This is a genomic window from Xiashengella succiniciproducens, from assembly GCF_023674465.1.
GTDB classification, from domain to species: Bacteria; Bacteroidota; Bacteroidia; order Bacteroidales; family Marinilabiliaceae; genus Geofilum; species Geofilum succiniciproducens.
In genome coordinates this window covers 765,470-783,870 of record NZ_CP098400.1, presented here as the reverse complement: position 1 = coordinate 783,870, position 18,401 = coordinate 765,470, and the positions used below count along the sequence as shown (strand labels likewise).

15 protein-coding genes and 1 CRISPR repeat array are annotated in these 18,401 nt (G+C 41.2%); of the genes, 8 read left to right on the top strand and 7 right to left on the bottom strand.

Translation table 11 applies throughout. The features are described from left to right. Positions 1 to 44: 44 nt before the first annotated feature. Positions 45 to 3,579: a CRISPR direct-repeat array (repeat unit 46 nt; unit sequence GGTGTCACCAATACCTCAAAGATACAATCTGAAAGCAATTCACAAC). A gap of 294 nt (positions 3,580 to 3,873) precedes the next feature. Then, complete coding sequence (locus M9189_RS03370) at positions 3,874 to 4,113, bottom strand: hypothetical protein (protein WP_250724562.1); 240 nt, start codon at positions 4,111 to 4,113, stop codon at positions 3,874 to 3,876. Between the two features lie 263 nt (positions 4,114 to 4,376). On the opposite strand from M9189_RS03370, the gene M9189_RS03365 reads away from it, so the two are divergent. From M9189_RS03365 to M9189_RS03340, 6 genes are all read left to right on the top strand, one after another. After that, positions 4,377 to 5,435 carry a hypothetical protein gene (locus tag M9189_RS03365; protein ID WP_250724555.1) on the top strand — a complete coding sequence of 353 codons (1,059 nt, stop codon included), beginning with the start codon at positions 4,377 to 4,379 and terminating at the stop codon, positions 5,433 to 5,435. 321 nt (positions 5,436 to 5,756) lie between these two features. Beyond that, positions 5,757 to 6,827 (top strand): glycosyltransferase family 4 protein, encoded by a 1,071-nt coding sequence (locus tag M9189_RS03360; RefSeq protein ID WP_250724554.1) that lies wholly within the window; start codon positions 5,757 to 5,759, stop codon positions 6,825 to 6,827. Between the two features lie 116 nt (positions 6,828 to 6,943). Beyond that, a complete protein-coding gene (locus M9189_RS03355) occupies positions 6,944 to 7,234 on the top strand; it encodes a DUF2089 family protein (RefSeq protein ID WP_250724552.1) in 291 nt (96 codons plus the stop codon). Continuing rightward, the gene (locus tag M9189_RS03350) at positions 7,215 to 7,823 is read left to right on the top strand and encodes a hypothetical protein (protein WP_250724550.1); all 609 of its coding nucleotides are present in this window, start codon (positions 7,215 to 7,217) and stop codon (positions 7,821 to 7,823) included. The genes M9189_RS03355 and M9189_RS03350 overlap by 20 nt, the downstream gene beginning before the upstream one ends. A gap of 187 nt (positions 7,824 to 8,010) precedes the next feature. Further along, entirely contained in the window at positions 8,011 to 8,451 is a 441-nt protein-coding gene (locus tag M9189_RS03345; RefSeq protein WP_250724548.1) for a GNAT family N-acetyltransferase, read from the top strand. Between the two features lie 33 nt (positions 8,452 to 8,484). Next, the gene (locus M9189_RS03340; RefSeq protein ID WP_250724546.1) at positions 8,485 to 9,384 is read left to right on the top strand and encodes an alpha/beta hydrolase; all 900 of its coding nucleotides are present in this window, start codon (positions 8,485 to 8,487) and stop codon (positions 9,382 to 9,384) included. A gap of 230 nt (positions 9,385 to 9,614) precedes the next feature. Here M9189_RS03340 and M9189_RS03335 read toward each other — a convergent pair whose 3' ends face one another. Together M9189_RS03335 and M9189_RS03330 are read right to left on the bottom strand one after the other, a co-directional pair. After that, complete coding sequence (locus M9189_RS03335) at positions 9,615 to 10,103, bottom strand: hypothetical protein (RefSeq protein ID WP_250724544.1); 489 nt, start codon at positions 10,101 to 10,103, stop codon at positions 9,615 to 9,617. A gap of 22 nt (positions 10,104 to 10,125) precedes the next feature. Next, complete coding sequence (locus M9189_RS03330; RefSeq protein WP_250724542.1) at positions 10,126 to 10,902, bottom strand: hypothetical protein; 777 nt, start codon at positions 10,900 to 10,902, stop codon at positions 10,126 to 10,128. Between the two features lie 418 nt (positions 10,903 to 11,320). On the opposite strand from M9189_RS03330, the gene M9189_RS03325 reads away from it, so the two are divergent. Next, positions 11,321 to 12,394 carry a glycoside hydrolase family 43 protein gene (locus M9189_RS03325; RefSeq protein ID WP_250724540.1) on the top strand — a complete coding sequence of 358 codons (1,074 nt, stop codon included), beginning with the start codon at positions 11,321 to 11,323 and terminating at the stop codon, positions 12,392 to 12,394. A gap of 165 nt (positions 12,395 to 12,559) precedes the next feature. On the opposite strand, the gene M9189_RS03320 is transcribed toward M9189_RS03325, so the two are convergent. Continuing rightward, the gene (locus M9189_RS03320) at positions 12,560 to 13,018 is read right to left on the bottom strand and encodes a hypothetical protein (RefSeq protein ID WP_250724539.1); all 459 of its coding nucleotides are present in this window, start codon (positions 13,016 to 13,018) and stop codon (positions 12,560 to 12,562) included. A gap of 234 nt (positions 13,019 to 13,252) precedes the next feature. Here M9189_RS03320 and crcB point away from each other — a divergent pair, with 234 nt between their 5' ends. Next, a complete protein-coding gene (crcB, locus tag M9189_RS03315) occupies positions 13,253 to 13,636 on the top strand; it encodes a fluoride efflux transporter CrcB (protein ID WP_250724537.1) in 384 nt (127 codons plus the stop codon). Between the two features lie 79 nt (positions 13,637 to 13,715). Here crcB and M9189_RS03310 read toward each other — a convergent pair whose 3' ends face one another. Genes M9189_RS03310 through M9189_RS03300 form a run of 3 tightly spaced genes read right to left on the bottom strand, consistent with a single transcriptional unit; the run spans position 13,716 to position 18,396 of the window. Continuing rightward, positions 13,716 to 15,710 carry a discoidin domain-containing protein gene (locus tag M9189_RS03310; RefSeq protein ID WP_250724535.1) on the bottom strand — a complete coding sequence of 665 codons (1,995 nt, stop codon included), beginning with the start codon at positions 15,708 to 15,710 and terminating at the stop codon, positions 13,716 to 13,718. A gap of 2 nt (positions 15,711 to 15,712) precedes the next feature. Continuing rightward, positions 15,713 to 16,858, bottom strand: coding sequence for a signal peptidase I (lepB, locus tag M9189_RS03305; RefSeq protein WP_250724534.1), 1,146 nt, complete (start codon positions 16,856 to 16,858; stop codon positions 15,713 to 15,715). Between the two features lie 35 nt (positions 16,859 to 16,893). Beyond that, positions 16,894 to 18,396, bottom strand: a complete 1,503-nt coding sequence (locus tag M9189_RS03300) for a TolC family protein (RefSeq protein ID WP_250724532.1) — start codon at positions 18,394 to 18,396, stop codon at positions 16,894 to 16,896. Positions 18,397 to 18,401: the final 5 nt, after the last annotated feature.

Sequence of the window (18,401 nt, the reverse complement as noted above, 5' to 3'; positions counted from 1 at the left end):
TCTTGATTTACCAACCTAATAATCAGAACATTAATTCGGGGTCTGGTGTCACCAATACCTCAAAGATACAATCTGAAAGCAATTCACAACCTATATCAAAACGTTTTACATTCCTGTTTTGGTGTCACCAATACCTCAAAGATACAATCTGAAAGCAATTCACAACGCATCAATCGTGTTGTGGTATTTCCACGAAGGTGTCACCAATACCTCAAAGATACAATCTGAAAGCAATTCACAACGCCCTAAAAGCGCCCTGAAAGCGCCCTGATGGTGTCACCAATACCTCAAAGATACAATCTGAAAGCAATTCACAACTGAAAAATGCTTGCTTCTCCAGAATTAACCGGTGTCACCAATACCTCAAAGATACAATCTGAAAGCAATTCACAACTTTTAATCACATTGTAAAAATAACAAAAAAGGTGTCACCAATACCTCAAAGATACAATCTGAAAGCAATTCACAACCAATGTTGAGGAGGCCAGCCAAAATATCCAGGTGTCACCAATACCTCAAAGATACAATCTGAAAGCAATTCACAACGGTTGCTTTTTTACTTTACAAAAAATGACGGTGTCACCAATACCTCAAAGATACAATCTGAAAGCAATTCACAACTATCTCTTTGAGTCTTTAAAAGGCAATTTTGGTGTCACCAATACCTCAAAGATACAATCTGAAAGCAATTCACAACCCCCGATTAAGAAGTAATACATAAAATTCCGGTGTCACCAATACCTCAAAGATACAATCTGAAAGCAATTCACAACACGCTTGCAATGCTGTATGACCGAACATAGGGTGTCACCAATACCTCAAAGATACAATCTGAAAGCAATTCACAACGGTTTCTCACTACCAATTTCTCAAAGTGGAGGTGTCACCAATACCTCAAAGATACAATCTGAAAGCAATTCACAACATTCAGAAGACGATGCCGACAAGTTGAGAGGGTGTCACCAATACCTCAAAGATACAATCTGAAAGCAATTCACAACATGTCGAAGGTGTCTCCCGGTAAAGCTACAGGTGTCACCAATACCTCAAAGATACAATCTGAAAGCAATTCACAACTAAATAGGCGTTATTCAACAACACTTATGAGGTGTCACCAATACCTCAAAGATACAATCTGAAAGCAATTCACAACGTGGGGAGTACTGTTCGTAAATTATACAAAGGTGTCACCAATACCTCAAAGATACAATCTGAAAGCAATTCACAACTGATGAAGGCTTTCCTTTGCTTATCGAAAAGGTGTCACCAATACCTCAAAGATACAATCTGAAAGCAATTCACAACGAACCTTAGATGCAAACGTCGTTTTCGACAGGTGTCACCAATACCTCAAAGATACAATCTGAAAGCAATTCACAACTATCTTTATGTTTTTAGTATGTGTTTGTATGGTGTCACCAATACCTCAAAGATACAATCTGAAAGCAATTCACAACTGCAACACTTAAATTTAAAGATGGTACAGTGGTGTCACCAATACCTCAAAGATACAATCTGAAAGCAATTCACAACCATGCGGTCATCTCTAAGGTCAACGTTTGCGGTGTCACCAATACCTCAAAGATACAATCTGAAAGCAATTCACAACACCCCACAAAAGATAATGATTAAAAGGCAGGGTGTCACCAATACCTCAAAGATACAATCTGAAAGCAATTCACAACAGAATGTGTGAGTCATTGTGTGGTTGTGGTGGTGTCACCAATACCTCAAAGATACAATCTGAAAGCAATTCACAACCACCTACCCGCATTACAAGAAAAATATTAAGGTGTCACCAATACCTCAAAGATACAATCTGAAAGCAATTCACAACTAGAATGATCTGCTGAAGTATTAAGATACAGGTGTCACCAATACCTCAAAGATACAATCTGAAAGCAATTCACAACGGCATATACCATATACGCCAAAACAAAGCGGGTGTCACCAATACCTCAAAGATACAATCTGAAAGCAATTCACAACAACCCCGCCCTTTGTCCCGGTGACAGATGCGGTGTCACCAATACCTCAAAGATACAATCTGAAAGCAATTCACAACTATTGGTCTATTGGATTCTATCAATAGAGAGGTGTCACCAATACCTCAAAGATACAATCTGAAAGCAATTCACAACGTATAGATCCTCAACCAATTTCACATAGTGGTGTCACCAATACCTCAAAGATACAATCTGAAAGCAATTCACAACTGGCCAAACTATCGGCAAGCCCTTCTTTGCGGTGTCACCAATACCTCAAAGATACAATCTGAAAGCAATTCACAACGGAGAATAGGGGGCCCCCAAAATAAGCCTCGGTGTCACCAATACCTCAAAGATACAATCTGAAAGCAATTCACAACCCTGCGTACGTGCCTCCGCCTGTGCGCTCTGGTGTCACCAATACCTCAAAGATACAATCTGAAAGCAATTCACAACTCGTAGCCAACTGCCGTATCGTCAGCCAAAGGTGTCACCAATACCTCAAAGATACAATCTGAAAGCAATTCACAACCAATAAGTAAGGTGTTTGTAAGTGCTTTCAGGTGTCACCAATACCTCAAAGATACAATCTGAAAGCAATTCACAACAGGTGAAAAAGAATCTCCTCACGTGAAGCGGGTGTCACCAATACCTCAAAGATACAATCTGAAAGCAATTCACAACGATGTTGGGTTTGAATTGATTTGATGTTGGGGTGTCACCAATACCTCAAAGATACAATCTGAAAGCAATTCACAACTAATCACGAGCAGGGTTACGTGTCAAACCGGTGTCACCAATACCTCAAAGATACAATCTGAAAGCAATTCACAACGCAAATTGCAGATATTGAGAACACTGAGTTGGTGTCACCAATACCTCAAAGATACAATCTGAAAGCAATTCACAACGCTCTTTGCAATATTCCTGAACATCCTCAAGGTGTCACCAATACCTCAAAGATACAATCTGAAAGCAATTCACAACCAGTTTAAAGCGACATATTCTGGAATGTCGGTGTCACCAATACCTCAAAGATACAATCTGAAAGCAATTCACAACAACGCAACTAAGGCAGCGATCATTGCCGGTGGTGTCACCAATACCTCAAAGATACAATCTGAAAGCAATTCACAACCCAGTACCTCAAAGTAAATCCGCGCAAATGGTGTCACCAATACCTCAAAGATACAATCTGAAAGCAATTCACAACTTTCTAATGATCGTAAATGTAATAGCAACAGGTGTCACCAATACCTCAAAGATACAATCTGAAAGCAATTCACAACATTGATGAAAAACCCACTCGCCGCCATTCCGGTGTCACCAATACCTCAAAGATACAATCTGAAAGCAATTCACAACAACTGCACGTTGGTATGTTTCGGCGTATTGGTGTCACCAATACCTCAAAGATACAATCTGAAAGCAATTCACAACGCTCAGATATTGGAAGAAAACATTTTTGTTGGTGTCACCAATACCTCAAAGATACAATCTGAAAGCAATTCACAACCCTGTATTCGCTCGCAACTGATGAGCAAAGGTGTCACCAATACCTCAAAGATACAATCTGAAAGCAATTCACAACCGGTGGCATCGGTGCGCACATCGACCGAAAGGTGTCACCAATACCTCAAAGATACAATTTGAATCGAAGATCGACGGAGTCAAAGCAATTCACAACTTTTCAGTAATTTGTTTATATATTTGTACCAGTTGGTAGTGCGGGCAAGGAAGTTCCATAAACCACGGGAGGAGGGGCACGGACAGCTGAATAGGACCAGCGTATTACCAACAATCCCGGTTAAAGAGCAGTAATCAATGATTATTGCTCTTTTTTAATAACAGACCCTGACTTAGCTGTAATGCTTTGCTGTTATTTTCAATAGTGCGAATTCGATATATATTCCCCTGTAGTATTTCCACCACTGCCAAATAGTGCTGCATCGCCCTCATGCTCCAGGTTGTCCAAAAAGCTTTGAGCATCGCCCTTGTATGGCTCATAATGATCCGTTTTGCTGAGCCTGTTCTTTTCAAACGAGCCCATTCCATGAGTTCTGAAATTTACATTTCTAAGGAGCTTCTGAGCCTGCTGTGGAAACTTGGCAATATAATTCTGCATAACGGTAAACACCTGTGCTGACATAGCTCTGTTGACACCAAACCCCTGCTTCTCAATTTTATCCCACTCTTTTGATTGCAGATATTGGTCAACCTTAATTTGATTGGCTGTGGTGTCATAAACTAAGTAAAAAGCCTAGACCACCTATCATCCCTGGTCAGGAAGACAACGCTCTTCTTTAAAATAATTTTAAATTATTCACATTTTGCAACCTAGTAAAAAGCAATCCGTATCAACCTGAAATCTTAAAATTTATATAATTTATGAAAAATCTATTACCCACCCTGATCGCGAGCCTATTCTTTCTGAATCTTTCGGCACAAAGGGTCGACATCGACAAGGAATGGTTTGACTACTCATACCGCCGTTTACCAAACCAGGTCCTAGAACCGTCATTCAAGACTTATTCTGTAATAATTAATAAAACTGTTGCACTTGAAGCCTATTCCAATGATAGGGCTAACGAATTGATTGCAATCGAAGGAAAGCAAAAAATCAGCGAACTTGCCCATTTCAATGTAACTGTTACCCTTAATGACCTTATGATCGAGAGTTCTGAGGTAGCTGAACGTGTAGAGGTACACAAAGATAAAGAAGGAAAGGAAACTGGTCGTAGCTATTATTATTATGCAAAAGTTGTCTATTCATTTGAGGCCAGAGCAGAAGTTAAAGACCATGCTGGTAACCGACTTACCTCCTATACCCTGGCCAGAAGAGACAGTAAAAAAGAATTCAAGTCTAGTGAATATTCTAAAGGTTCAGATGCTGCCAACTATTATAACAACAACAAACTTGAAATCAAGGCCAAACTGGTTGATGAGCAAATAACTGAAGCCATAAAATCATTAAATGGTAGCCTTAATTATGATTTCGGCTACCCAGTCATGAGGACCAGAGAAAATTTATGGTCTATTGGATCCAAAAAACACCTTGAATTCCAACCCTCTCTGGAAGCATGGAATACTGCTAAGAATGCACTGAGTGCTATTACCGCAGATGCAATTCCGGAAGACTTTATGACCAATATCCAACCGGCGATTGACTACTATTTGAGCCTTCCCAAAAAATACACCAATACCGAAGCAAAAGGCGAAAAGAAAATCAGGTACATGGCATATTATAACCTTGCTCAGATCTATATGCTAACCGAACAGTTTGAATTGGCTAAGGAATATGCACAGAATATTATCGCCAATGATTTCGACCCCAAAGACGGACAAAAAATGATAAAGGAAATGGATAATTTGATTGCTGAAATGCAAAAACATAATGCAAGCACCCGTCATTTTATTCCTGATCTGGAAAACATCGAAATGCCTTAACACATTTCACACCAAGTAATATTTCAACATTAAGGTAATAAAAAGTCAATAGCCCGCTTACGGGCTATTGACTTTTTATTGATACCTTTCTCAATACTATATAATAACCAAAACACTATACATAGATATGACCTGGTCTGGCTAAGGGTAATAATTGTGGGTTGACATGGAATGGGGACTATATATTTATTTCCCCTGCTCGTTACAGCGACATTTGTAATCTCATAAATACCGCAAAAAATCATTGTTTTTTTTCAATACCCCTGTTTATGTAAACAGTTATTTAAATACCTTTACCACAATATATGTGGGTAAAGATATATGCGTATCTTACAGCTAGTCAACCGCTTTGACTTTGGGGGTGCAGAAAATCATGTCAGGGAGCTATGCAATGAGCTTGCTGTGATGGATCACAACATAATTCTTGCTACTCGTCACGGACGACAAACAACGCTGTTGGACAAAAGGATAAAATTCGTTTGGATACCTTCATTGGTAGCAAACTTGCTCTTCACCCATACGCTTCTGATAATCTTCCTCGCCCTTCGATACAAAATTGAAGTTATCCACGCACATCAGAGACTCCCTATTATTTCAGCATGCCTTGCAGGGAAAATACTAGGAATCCCGGTTGTCGCTACAGTGCACGGTAGGGTCAGACACGATCTAAGGTCAGCTATAGCAAGAAAACTCTGCACCTCGATAATATTCGTCAGCCAGCAGGTTCTTAATGTATCCAGGCATTACGAGAACATACGCCACAAATCAGTTATTATCCCTAACGGAATCCCGCTGCCGGAAAAGCTTCCCTCAATATCCCCGTTCGCAATTGGCTATATCAGCAGGATTGATGGAAGACACTCTGAAGTAATTCGTCACCTGATTTCATCGGTCGAAATACTGAAACCGCAATTCCCTGAAATCAGACTGTTCTTAATCGGCGATGGTAATGGAGTGCCGGAACTGATGCCTGTTATCGATGCAACAAACCAAAGACTTAACGAGGAGGCCATCAGATATATGGGCTTTATCAGCAAATTGGAAATCCATGAGTTCTTCCCCGAACTGGTTCTTGGTGTAGGACGTGTGGCCATTGAGGCACTCGCCCGTGGTGCGAATGTAATCTCAGTCAATTCCAAAAGAATGGGGCACATCGTTGTTCCACCCAACTATAATGAATACGCGATAAACAACTTCGTCCATATTCACGGGATGCCTCCTTCTAAAGAGTCGCTTTACGTAGAACTCAAAACCTTCTTCGACAACAGGGACGACTTCCGCCAAAAAGCTGCAATCGTGTCAGACAACACCAGAAAGGACTTCGGCATCAGACAAACCACGCAAAGGATCGTCGACCTGTACTCCAGCCTTTCTACTCACAGCAATCTTTAGCTATGCCAGTCAAGATAGTTTCATTTTATTCATCTTAAAGTATATATTTTTAAATCTTTTCTTGACTTTATTGATTTTTGTATTATTTTTGTTAATGCAAATCAAACATAAGTTATATGGAAAAGAAGCTGCCTATACTATGTCCAAGTTGCGGCTCGGACCTACAGGTCCAGAGCCTCAAATGCTGCGATTGCGATACGACCATTACCGGGCAGTATGACCTGCCGGTACTTCTAAAACTTGATGCCAAGGACCAGGAGTTTGTTCTGGATTTTGTAAAAAGCAGCGGTAGCCTGAAGCTTATGGCCTCCAGGCTGGGCCTTAGCTACCCTACTGTTAGAAATATGCTTGATGACCTTATTAGTACAATCGAAAAACTACAAAGTGATGATCAAAAGACTCTTTAACCCATTTCTGTATGTAGCCGGTTCAAAGTCACTGTTAATCGGACTTGCAATTATGCTGGCTACGACGGCTGTAAGTTATTTCAGCCATATCCACTTCCCCGACCCGATTTCTGTCAAGGTTGCTATCGGGCTTCCACTCTGGGTTTACCTGGTGCAAAACCTGGCCAACTGGCTTGTGGTTTCTGTCCTGTTTTACATTGCTGCTCTAGTACTGTCAAAGTCCTCGGTTCGAGCCATAGATATTTTCGGAACTCAGGCCCTTGCACGTGCTCCTTACCTAATTGCCTCATTCACCGGATTCACCGGGGTACTTGAGACATTTGGCAAATTCCTTCTGTGGATAACTACAAATACCGGAAACCCGGTTGAAATAACAGGGGCTCAGATACTATTTGCAGTACTGCTCCTTATCCTCACAATGGTTCTCACAGTATGGCTGGTCGCATTGATGTTCAACGCTTTCAAAGTATCATCCAACCTGAAAGGTGCAAAGCTCATTGTATCCTTTATAGTAATCTTGCTGATCTCAATTGGAATCATGCTTAAGATTACATTTATGATAGTCCCTCATAACACACCTCTTATTTAAAGGTTCCAACCAAACAAAATCTCCGGCAAGACCTGCCGGAGATTTTTATTTTCATCTACCCCAAATAATTCTTCAAACATTCATCCAATCAGTTTTTTTATTTGCTGCCACTTTATAGTCTTACGCAAGCCAAAACACTTGGTAAAAAAGGAGATGTTGAATACATTCACACTGATAAACTGATAAAATGAACTTAACAATCAGACCACTACAAGTAACTGATTATCCGGCATTACTTGCATTATTCACTGAATTTGCTGAATACGAGAAACACCTGGACTCTATGACCAATACTCTTGAGAAGATGGAGGCTGAGCATGAATATATCAACGGATTTGGAGCCTTCAATGAACAAGGGGATATGATAGGCTATGCCACCTACTTTTTTGCATACTACACCTTTACAGGTAAATCAGTGTACATGGATGACCTTTATGTAAAACCAGAATATCGTGGACTAGGCTTGGGAACCAAACTAATCAACGAGGTTATCAGTTTTGCCAGATCCCAAAATTGCCATAAAGTCAGATGGCAGGTATCTGAGTGGAATACAAACTCAATTGAATTCTATAAGAGTTTAGGAGCAAAACTTGACAATCTTGAATATAGGTGCGACCTTATTTTGTAATACACACTTAGAATTCACACATAACAAAAAAGCATGAAAAAAATCGTTATCGCAACATTGGTTGCTGTATTTAGTTTTGTTGGCTGCTTTGGACAAAACACAGAAAGACAATGGCTTAACCTCAATTATGCCGGTGATGAACTGGAATGCCACAACCTTGATATCTATTTGCCCGATGTAGAAAAACCTTCTTATAAGGCGGTAATCGTTATTTATGGTAGTGCATGGTTTGCCAACAATATGAAACAATTTGCTTATAACGCTCTTGGAAAGCCCCTGCTCGAGAGCGGTTTTGCAGTGATATCAATCAACCACCGTTCAAGTGGTGACGCCCCCTATCCTGCACAAATTAACGACGTCAAGGCTGCAATTCGCTATATACGTGCTAATGCCGACAAGTATCAGATTGACGCATCATTCATCGGTATCACAGGCTTCTCTTCCGGTGGCCATCTTGCTTCATTGGCTGGTACAACTAACAACGTAAGGCAATACACTGTAGGTAGTACAACTGTTGATATCGAAGGCAATGTGGGACAGTTCACCGAAGTCAGCAGTGATGTCAGCGCTGTAGTAGATTGGTTTGGTCCTATCGACATGACCCGTATGAGCGAGTGCGAGAAACCCAATGAAGGGAACTCTCCCGAGGCTGCCCTAATCAGAGGCAATCCGGCAGACAACCTTGAGATGATAGCTCTTCTTAACCCCATGACCTTTATTGACGAGAACGATCCCAAGTTTCTCGTTATACACGGACAGGCTGACAATGTTGTGCCTCACTGCCAAAGCGTATATTTCTCTGAGGCATTGAAAGAAAAAGGATTGTTGACAGAGTTTATATCTGTTCCTGAAGGTCAACACGGCCCTGTAACATTCAATGATGATACGATGAAAAAAATGGCTGAATTCTTCCTCAAAGAAGCAGGCGAATAACTTTGACCGTTTTATAAAAATTAATGCCCCAGGCAATCCTGGGGCATTTATTTTATGCAACGCCGACCCTTCAAGAGTAATAAATATACCAATATCCTTTTACTGTAGCCTTAACTTATGGCAAGTTTGACCCATGCCTTAGTCCTTGAAAAGAAGGATATTGCTATCAAGTATAGCCCGGATGGTATGTGAACTTTCTTTAAGGTTTATAGACAATACGTTTAAGGAGCCTACTGGGCTAGTTCAATATGTACGCTACTAAATTCTGATAACAGTCCAGTGATTTTGTTAACCTTGATGATCACTTTCGTAACTACTCCCTCCTTAGGGATTGACTCGAGAATATATACCGGCTTATAACGTTCTATTGTAACCTCCCTATCATATACCAACAACTGATATTCACGGAATCTCCATCTATCCGACACTCTCAGTTCAATGCCATCGTCTGTGCTTAAGGCATACTCTATCCAGGCTTTACAAAGCTGGTTTACTAAAGGGAGGTTAGCTTCTTTCTGGTTGCTTATAATTTCCTCTATAAGCAATTGATGATCAGGGTTTGAAGCATCAAGTACAACTAAACCTTCTACTGCTTTTATTTTATTTAGTCTTTCAAGAAGGACTTTAAAGGCAATCTGACTCTTGTTACCTGTCAGATCACGACAACCTGTGGTAAAACACAGTAGCAAAATTGCTGCTAAGTAGGTTAGGGTTCGCATTATTGTAGTCTATTGGTTGTTATTATTCTTCAATTGTCTCAAGTACTCCTTCAAGGATGGATTCAGCTTCGGGTTCGGAAACCGGAACTGCTTCTTTTTCTTTGACTGACCTGTTTTCACAGAATTTGCAGAGCTCGGTGATATTCTTCAATTCGCGAGCCTTGGCCACTGTGCCTGCAAAAATCTCGGTTGTTGCGTCTCTATTGATTGAATGGCAGTCATCATACAGGTGATACTTGGAGCCGGACTTGGTCCAGTACACTTCATTCTTTCCGGTCAGCTCTTCTACCCTTGCTGTCTGCTCGGTATATTCCTCAACTGACGGGGGATTAAAATCAACACCTGTGATACCTGCTATTACAAGAGCCACTGCTGCAATTCCGCCAAGAATACCTTTCTGCTTGGCATCAATATTCTTGCTGCCAAGTACGAAAATAATGAAAGGCAAAAAGGCTATTACAGCAACTACCAAACCAAGCTGGCTCTGCATAAAGAACATGAACTTGTTGGACTTTGAAGCAGGATCTAGACGATTGGATTTCTTCCACAGAATCGAACCGGATACAGCCAGGGCCAGATCGACAGCAATCAGTATGATAATCCACATCATATTGACCGGCTGCTTGAACAATAAAGCAATTGCTCCAGCCTGAGCACCAAGTGCCAGCAACCACAGCAGTCCTGCAATAACTCGCAGACGGGTGGCTTTGCCCTTAGCCTCTTCGGTAGGGACAAACTTCTTTGGTTCAGCCTGAGAAGAAGTTCCTTCTTCAACCTTTGTAATTTTCTTTTTTGCCATATCAGTAGTATTAAGTAAAGTATTTGAGCTTCATTCTTATCAAAGTTGCAAACAAATCCAGATTAATACAACACTCATTGCAAAACAATGCAGCCAGTTTGCTTAACGCCGACTCAATGCTTATCCCATAATCATATAGAAATCTAATTATCTCCATAGCTACGCAACACAATGCAATAAAAATAATAATACCACCTGCTTCTGCATGTAGAACATTTTATGCAGCCCTATCCGCTGTATATGGAAGGGATCAAGCGCCGCCTACTCTAATTTGTAGAGCATATAATTGCACCTCACATTATTACTCCCTTGAGGGCTGGCCGCCAGCCTCATATCAGAATAATTTTCAGGTAATTTTCGGATTAATTTTCAAGTTTGACTATATTCGTTAATCATGAACCGGAAATAATGTAAGGATATGAAAAATACTAAACGCGTTACCAGTCGTGTCATTTATATGAGTATTGTGAGTATGGGCATCTTGTCTACTGGATGTTGCGGACCCAAAGAAGAGCCGAGATCCGAGTCGAAAGCTACCAGCTACACATACTCCTTGAACCCAACTGAAGTATTGATTGAGCAAAGGGCTGATCCATTTATATACAAACACACAGACGGCTATTACTATTTTACCGGATCGGTTCCCACATACGACCGCATAGAACTGCGCAGAGCTAAGACAATCGAGGAGTTAAAAAATGCAGCAACCTTTGATGTGTGGTTCAGACATGAATCTGGACCAATGAGTTACCACATCTGGGCTCCAGAGATTCATTATATAGACGGCAAATGGTATATCTATTTTGCCTCAAGTGAGCGCGATGATATTTGGAAACTTCGTCCCTTTGTCCTGGAATGCACAGGCCAGGACCCGTTAAATGATGAATGGATTGAACTAGGTATGATGCAGGCTGCCGACGACGATCCAAAGTCATTCACAGACTTTTCGCTTGACGGCACAACTTTCGAACTTAATGGGAAAAGGTACTTTATATGGGCAGAGAAGACAGGAGGTCAGTTTGCCGCATCCAACCTCTATATAGCCGAGATGGAATCTCCCAACAAGCTGAAGACTGTTCAGTTTATGCTTACTACACCAGATTACGACTGGGAAAGGGTAGGATTCTGGGTAAATGAAGGACCTGCTGTTATCAGGTATGCTGGCAAGATATATATTACCTTCTCATGTAGTGCAACAGGAGCCTGCTATTGCATGGGTCTGCTCGAAGCAGATGAAAACGCAGACCTGCTTGACCGCAACTCTTGGAAGAAATCAAGGTATCCCGTACTTGCTACTGATGCTGAAAAAGGAATTTATGGTCCCGGACATAACAGCTTTACTGTTGCAGAAGACGGAATCACTCCATTGAGTATTTATCATGCCCGTGATTACGAGGAAATTGTCGGTGATCCCCTCTACGACCCAAACCGTCATGCCCGTGTGATGGTTGTCAACTTTGACGACGCGGGAAGACCTGTATTCAAATACTAATAAATAGTGATTGTGAATCCTGCCGGATTCACAATCCTTCCCACAAAATTATACGGCACATATTAACCCATTAGTGAACAAAGTGGTGTCCTGAAATCAACACAAAAAGAGGCTGCCCCAGAATTAGTTCTGAGACAGCCCCAACACTGACTCCCAACAAGCAGCTTATTTCTTTTCGTAGAAACCAGTTTCTGACATATCACCCCATGAAGACTTGGTCTTGGTCTCAAATACCAGACCGCCATCCTTTAGAGAAAATATCTCTTCTGATTCAATATTTCCGTTATCAGTGGCAATAGTACTCTTGATAGTAACAACTTTCTTGTCTGCAGAAATAGTAGCTTTTGATTTCTTTGTAGAATTCATAAAGCCTGCATTTGTACATTCCTTGCCATCAAGTGTGTACTTCTCAACTGTCTCATTGGATTGTCCCTGAAATTCAACAGTCTTTGCTACTTCAAAAGCATTTCCGTTTTGAGTAACCTTAAGTGATTTTGGAGCCATGCTGAACTGGTCATTCAGTTTGCTCTTTGAAGCATTGAGCTTCCATGATCCTGCGAAGCCTTGTCCGTATGAAGCTGCAGCAAATGCAACTGCCATTAACACTAATAATACTCTTTTCATAATTAGACGTTTTTGTTGTTAGACTGATTGGTTAAGCAGCCAAATTGATAGTTAAACATACAAGAGGTTATCGCAATAATCCAAAATAATCGACGAATACCCTAATTTTGCCGTTCGGAATCCGCTATTATATCCACAGAAGCGTTAATATTGCACTGCAAGTAAATAATGGTGACGCGTTTTTATGATACCCTCGAAATGCATCTCATCAGTGTTAACCAGTGATCTAATAGGATGAAGCAGCTCTTTTTTGTAGGCTTAGGTGGTGCACTTGGTGCTATATTCAGATATTTAGCCTCTGTCGTCACCTCAAAATACTACATAGGGAACTTCCCCCTGGCCACTTTCCTTGTGAATATTTCAGGTTGCTTCCTGATTGGAGTCCTTATCGGGTGGTTGAGTTCTTCATCTCAAAACAGTAATGACATAAGATTGCTCTTTGTTACTGGTTTCTGCGGTGCCTACACCACTTTCTCAACTTTTGCTGCAGAGAATCTAACCCTAATTGAGCATGGCAATAGCAGAATTGCCCTCCTTTATATCCTTCTGAGTATTATTCTGGGTGTCCTTGCTGTCTGGCTAGGAATAAAAAGTCATCACGCATTTACTACTTGTTAACACCAGGTAACCTAAGTGTATCCTTTGTAAATTGTATTCTTACCTGCCCAATGGTCTGGGCATTTGCGTCTTTTCATATCTACCACCATACTTGCTTGTTATTTTCATATGTAAAAATTCGCTCTTCAACACCCTTTGTATGGTTGCGCAGAAGGAAAAGAGCCCCAGACGGAACATTCTCATAGCTCAGTCTATAGGTTTCAGCAGAACCGTACTGCTGTCCCAATGACTTCCACGTCTTGTCCCAGTAAAATAGCTCATACAACTCACCATCACGTATGCAGTTGTCATCATTGCCAGGCAGATAAACAAGTTTGGTGATCTTCTTTGGACTATCAAACTCCAATCCAAGCCATACCTCATCCATCCCCCACTTGTTAAAACTTGTAAGTGGGTCACCATCAAAGGCCTTCTCCTTTGTAAAATATGGGATATCCTGCTCTGTTCCTATAATCTTTCCGCTGAGCTTTTTATCCAACTCATATACTTCAAGTTCGGCTATTGTTCCAAGCGCACCCGAACGTGCCAGATAGCGAAAGTATTTGTAGCTACCCTCTGTCTCAGGCTTAATTATGTGGTAGCAGGATTCAGGCAGTTCATCTATCACGGCAATATCAACAGCATCACTGAAGTCAGGCTTATTAGCTACCTGGAACCTGCCTCCTGTCATATCCTCACATTTCCCTTCCACCAGTGCATTTTGATATTTTCTGTACAGGACTACTGTCTGTTTATTCACGGCATCAAACCTAACCGGAATTGAATTACCCAAACTATCAACCATTATAGGATCGGCAGCTGGGATAAATCGCCCTTCTGAGAAATAACCGGGCAAATACATTATTTCCTTATTGATCTTACTAAAAGTAGCTCTCCCGCCCTTTACTCTGGCCCAGGCGACTGGGATCCATTCCTTATTATCAAAAACGGCCAGGTAAGCAAACTTATTCTTACCTGGGGGTCTGAAATCAAAATCAACTGTAATACTGGTACAATCATAGTAGAGGTCAGTTACATCCTTCATGCAGGGTGATGACAATGATCCCGGAATCTCTTCATTTCCCCGTAGCATCATCAAACTCTCCTTTTGCTTTGAGAAGGTTTGTCTATATACTTTTGGAGCCTTCCTGTCGGGTATTCTTTCTACATGCTCTCCCAGGGCGCAGTCATCTCCAATTCCAAAACTTAGTGGTCTCTTGCTGTCACAGATCAGTACATTCCACTCATGACCAAGGCTACGTGTTGCCCATTGAGGTGTATAGTCCAGAGCCACCGGAACTCCCAGACATCTTGAGGCTAGGATTGCCTGTGAACAATAGTGTTTACAACTTCCCATACGCAGTATGGAAAGCAGATATGAATTATAATCAGGCAACCTCCCTCCTACTATTGATAGATTTCCATAAGGATAAGACTTTATAAGGTTGCAAAGATCCTCCGCACTTAAAGAGTCTTTCCGCACTGCAGCCCTATCATACAATTCGGGAATATAATTCTCCTCAAACTCCCTTCTCCAATCACTAATCGGCTCATTTGCTGCCCTGTAGGGCAGCAAATACTCACAAAACTCATCGAAACTAAGTTGATTAGCATAAGGACCACTCCAGCTTTCAAAAGCTTTCTCTATATTATATATAAGGAAATCAGCAGTTACCGTCCTCAAATCCGACTCATATCTAATATCTCTTAAAAGCATTTGATACTTTTCATACAACCGACTCATCCCCTCCTCGAGTAATTCAAAGTTATCCTCTCTACTAAACAGATCAGCCAATTCCTGCTGGAATTGGTCCCAGCTCGCGCTTTTATATCCATAGTGAACATCCATGTTAGAAATAAGAAACTCAGCAGCCTTTAGTTTTTGAGAATTTGGATCAACCTCACTGTAATGTTGCAGAACTTTCTCAAGTTCTGCTCTGTTTTCCCCAGCAAGCTTTAATGCCCGGTTGGTTTCATCGGACCATTTACTACAGGCAGAAAGGGATACTACAAAAAGTAGCAACATACCCACATGCCTGCTTATGTGGGATATCTTACAAGAATCCAGGGAATGTTTTTGGGCAAGAGTTTTCATACTTAATACAATCTGTTTATGATTTTTGAAAAGAATCCTTTTGATGATGGCGAATAAAGAATAAAGGTGGCCTTTCCAATAAGATAATCCTCCCTGACCGGTCCAAAATACCGGGAATCTTCACTGTCATGGAAATTGTCACCAATTATAAAAAAATAGTCATTGCTAAAGGTAAATAGCCCGTTGTTGTCAGGCCTGTCTTCGGACTTATTCTGCTCTTCTTCCTGGCTGATAAGCTGACCATATAGCATTAAGTTCTCAGAGTTCTTTTCTATTACCATCCCCTTGTATGGCAGCCGATATGGTCCATAATTGTCAATCGTCCAGTCGATATCCTCAATATGTGGATAAACTGTCCAGGCTGTATCAGCCCGGCATGTATCTATCCCAGAGTTCAGAACTCCGGGATGATGGCGGAGATCTTCCATTTGTGAAGGAAACAAGGCTCCACTATAGACCGGGGTTTCATTATAGCTTCCGGTTGAGAAAAACCGTAATTGCAAACTGTCAATCACAGTTGAGGCAACGTCCCTGTTGCTAAACTCAACCTTTGAAAAATAAAGAGACTTGACCGGACGTATCTGCTCCTCTCCATTGACAAACACCTTCCCGTCAGTAATCTGAAGTGTATCGCCAGGAAGTGCGACGATACGCTTAATAAAGATCATATTGTGATTGGGATGGTTGAACACCGAGATATCTCCTCTTTTAGGAGATGTATAGCCCTTTAACCTTCTATATGGCCACCATTTCTCCTGGACATCCCCCGTCCTGCCTTGCATCAACCATACCAGACCATTGATCCATGATATTTCGTATGGCGAGTATGGGAGCCGTGGACCATATATCAGGTTATTAACCCAGACTACGTCCCCTGGCACAATCGTTCTTTCCATCGAACCTGATGGAATCTTATAAATCCCGAAAAATAAAGTCTTAAGGATTATTGCTGCCAGTACTGAACCTACCATAACGACAGGGTAAACCAACCAACTTTTCCTGCGTAAACGAACAATAATGCTGACTGATGTAGTACACACCCAAACTATAAACCATATAATGGCCCAGCTAATTGCCAGCCACCATATACCCAGTATAATGTGCAGCAATATCAGTATTGGGAATATGATAATAAGTAACCGTTTCATAACTATCCGATAACACTTAGTGACTGACTTAAAACTTAGTGTTGCAAAACCTTTCCTTCTTCAAACACTAAATCATTATTGGTCTCAAAATCGAATAAGGTCATCTGACGCAGGGTATAGAGATTTATCCAATAGTCAGACAACGTACTTATATACTGTAAACGGGCACTGTCTTTTGCCTTCTGTGAAGAAGTAAGTCGCAGTACATCTGCCTGTCCACTGCTAAACCTGGTCATTGTAAGCTCATAACTCTCGTTCGCAAGAGTATCTGACAGTGCCGCAGATTCCACACGACTTTTCTGAATATTGAATGCAACTGCCCTGGTTATGGCATTTTGCTTAAACTGTTGTAGTGACTGACTGGCTGCGACCTGAGCAATTTCCAGCTGTGACCTGGCCATTTCATAACGGCCTTTGTTTCGCCCCCAATCCAGAATGGGAATATTTATCCCAACAGCAACCTGTTTGTATGTATCAAACTCAGGTCTGTACACTTCACCAAGTGTACCACTTCCCAGATATGAACCGTCATCCTTACTCAAACCGTATGATAAACTTACATCAGCCTGAAAATGCCTGGCACGGTTGGCCCTGTCCACATTACTCTGTTGTTGCAAAATATTCAGCTCCAATTCAAGCATTTCGGGATTGTTTTCAAGTGCTTTCTGAAGCACAAGCTGAGGATCTACCTCGTGTACCGGCAGCTCATCAGGAATTACTATATCCAGTTCTATATCTAAAGGCAACATAAGGAGGTTCAACAGGGATTCTTTTGCCTCCCTCTGATACATCTCCCATTCCTGTACACTGATCCTTGCATTGTTGTTGGCAAGTCTTAGATCCAGCAACTCTTCACGTGTTACTGTGCCTAATTCGAAACGACGTTGGGCAACCACCAGAAGCTTATCACTATTCTCAAGGTTGGTTTTTGCCATCTCCAGCTGTATTGATGCATTAATCAACGAGAAAAAATACCTGATTGCAGTAAGGTTCATGGTCTCAGACGACTGGAGATAGTCCTTTTTGGCCTTCTCAAATTCCAGAGGTTCTATTTTTCTCTGCCATTTCAAGTCATTATATCCGAAAAGCTGCTGCTGATATCCAAGACGAAATGGCCGTGAAGAATATTGCGTATAACTGTTTTTTCCAAAGTTCTCTACACGACCAAGCTCTGACTGTATTGAAAAAGCACCTCCGGTAGCTGCAACCTTCTGTGTTATACTAAGATTCAGATCAGACAATAGATTCTCAGTCCTTACATACTCATCAGACTGCGTCTCCCAATTATAACGAAGTTCGGAAGCATTAGAATATACCAGGGGATTTGCCCGCAGGCTCACTGCGGGCAACATATCAGCCAGATAACTGCGGTATGCCCAGTAGTCAGCCATGTAAGAATATTTATTAAGCAATGCCTGTAATGATTGTTTTTGAGCCAGATTCAATGCATCATTCAGACTAAGCCTGATTTCACCTTGTGAAAAACTGCCAAGACTGCAGCACAACATTATACCCAACAAAAAACTTGTCTTTTTCATATAAT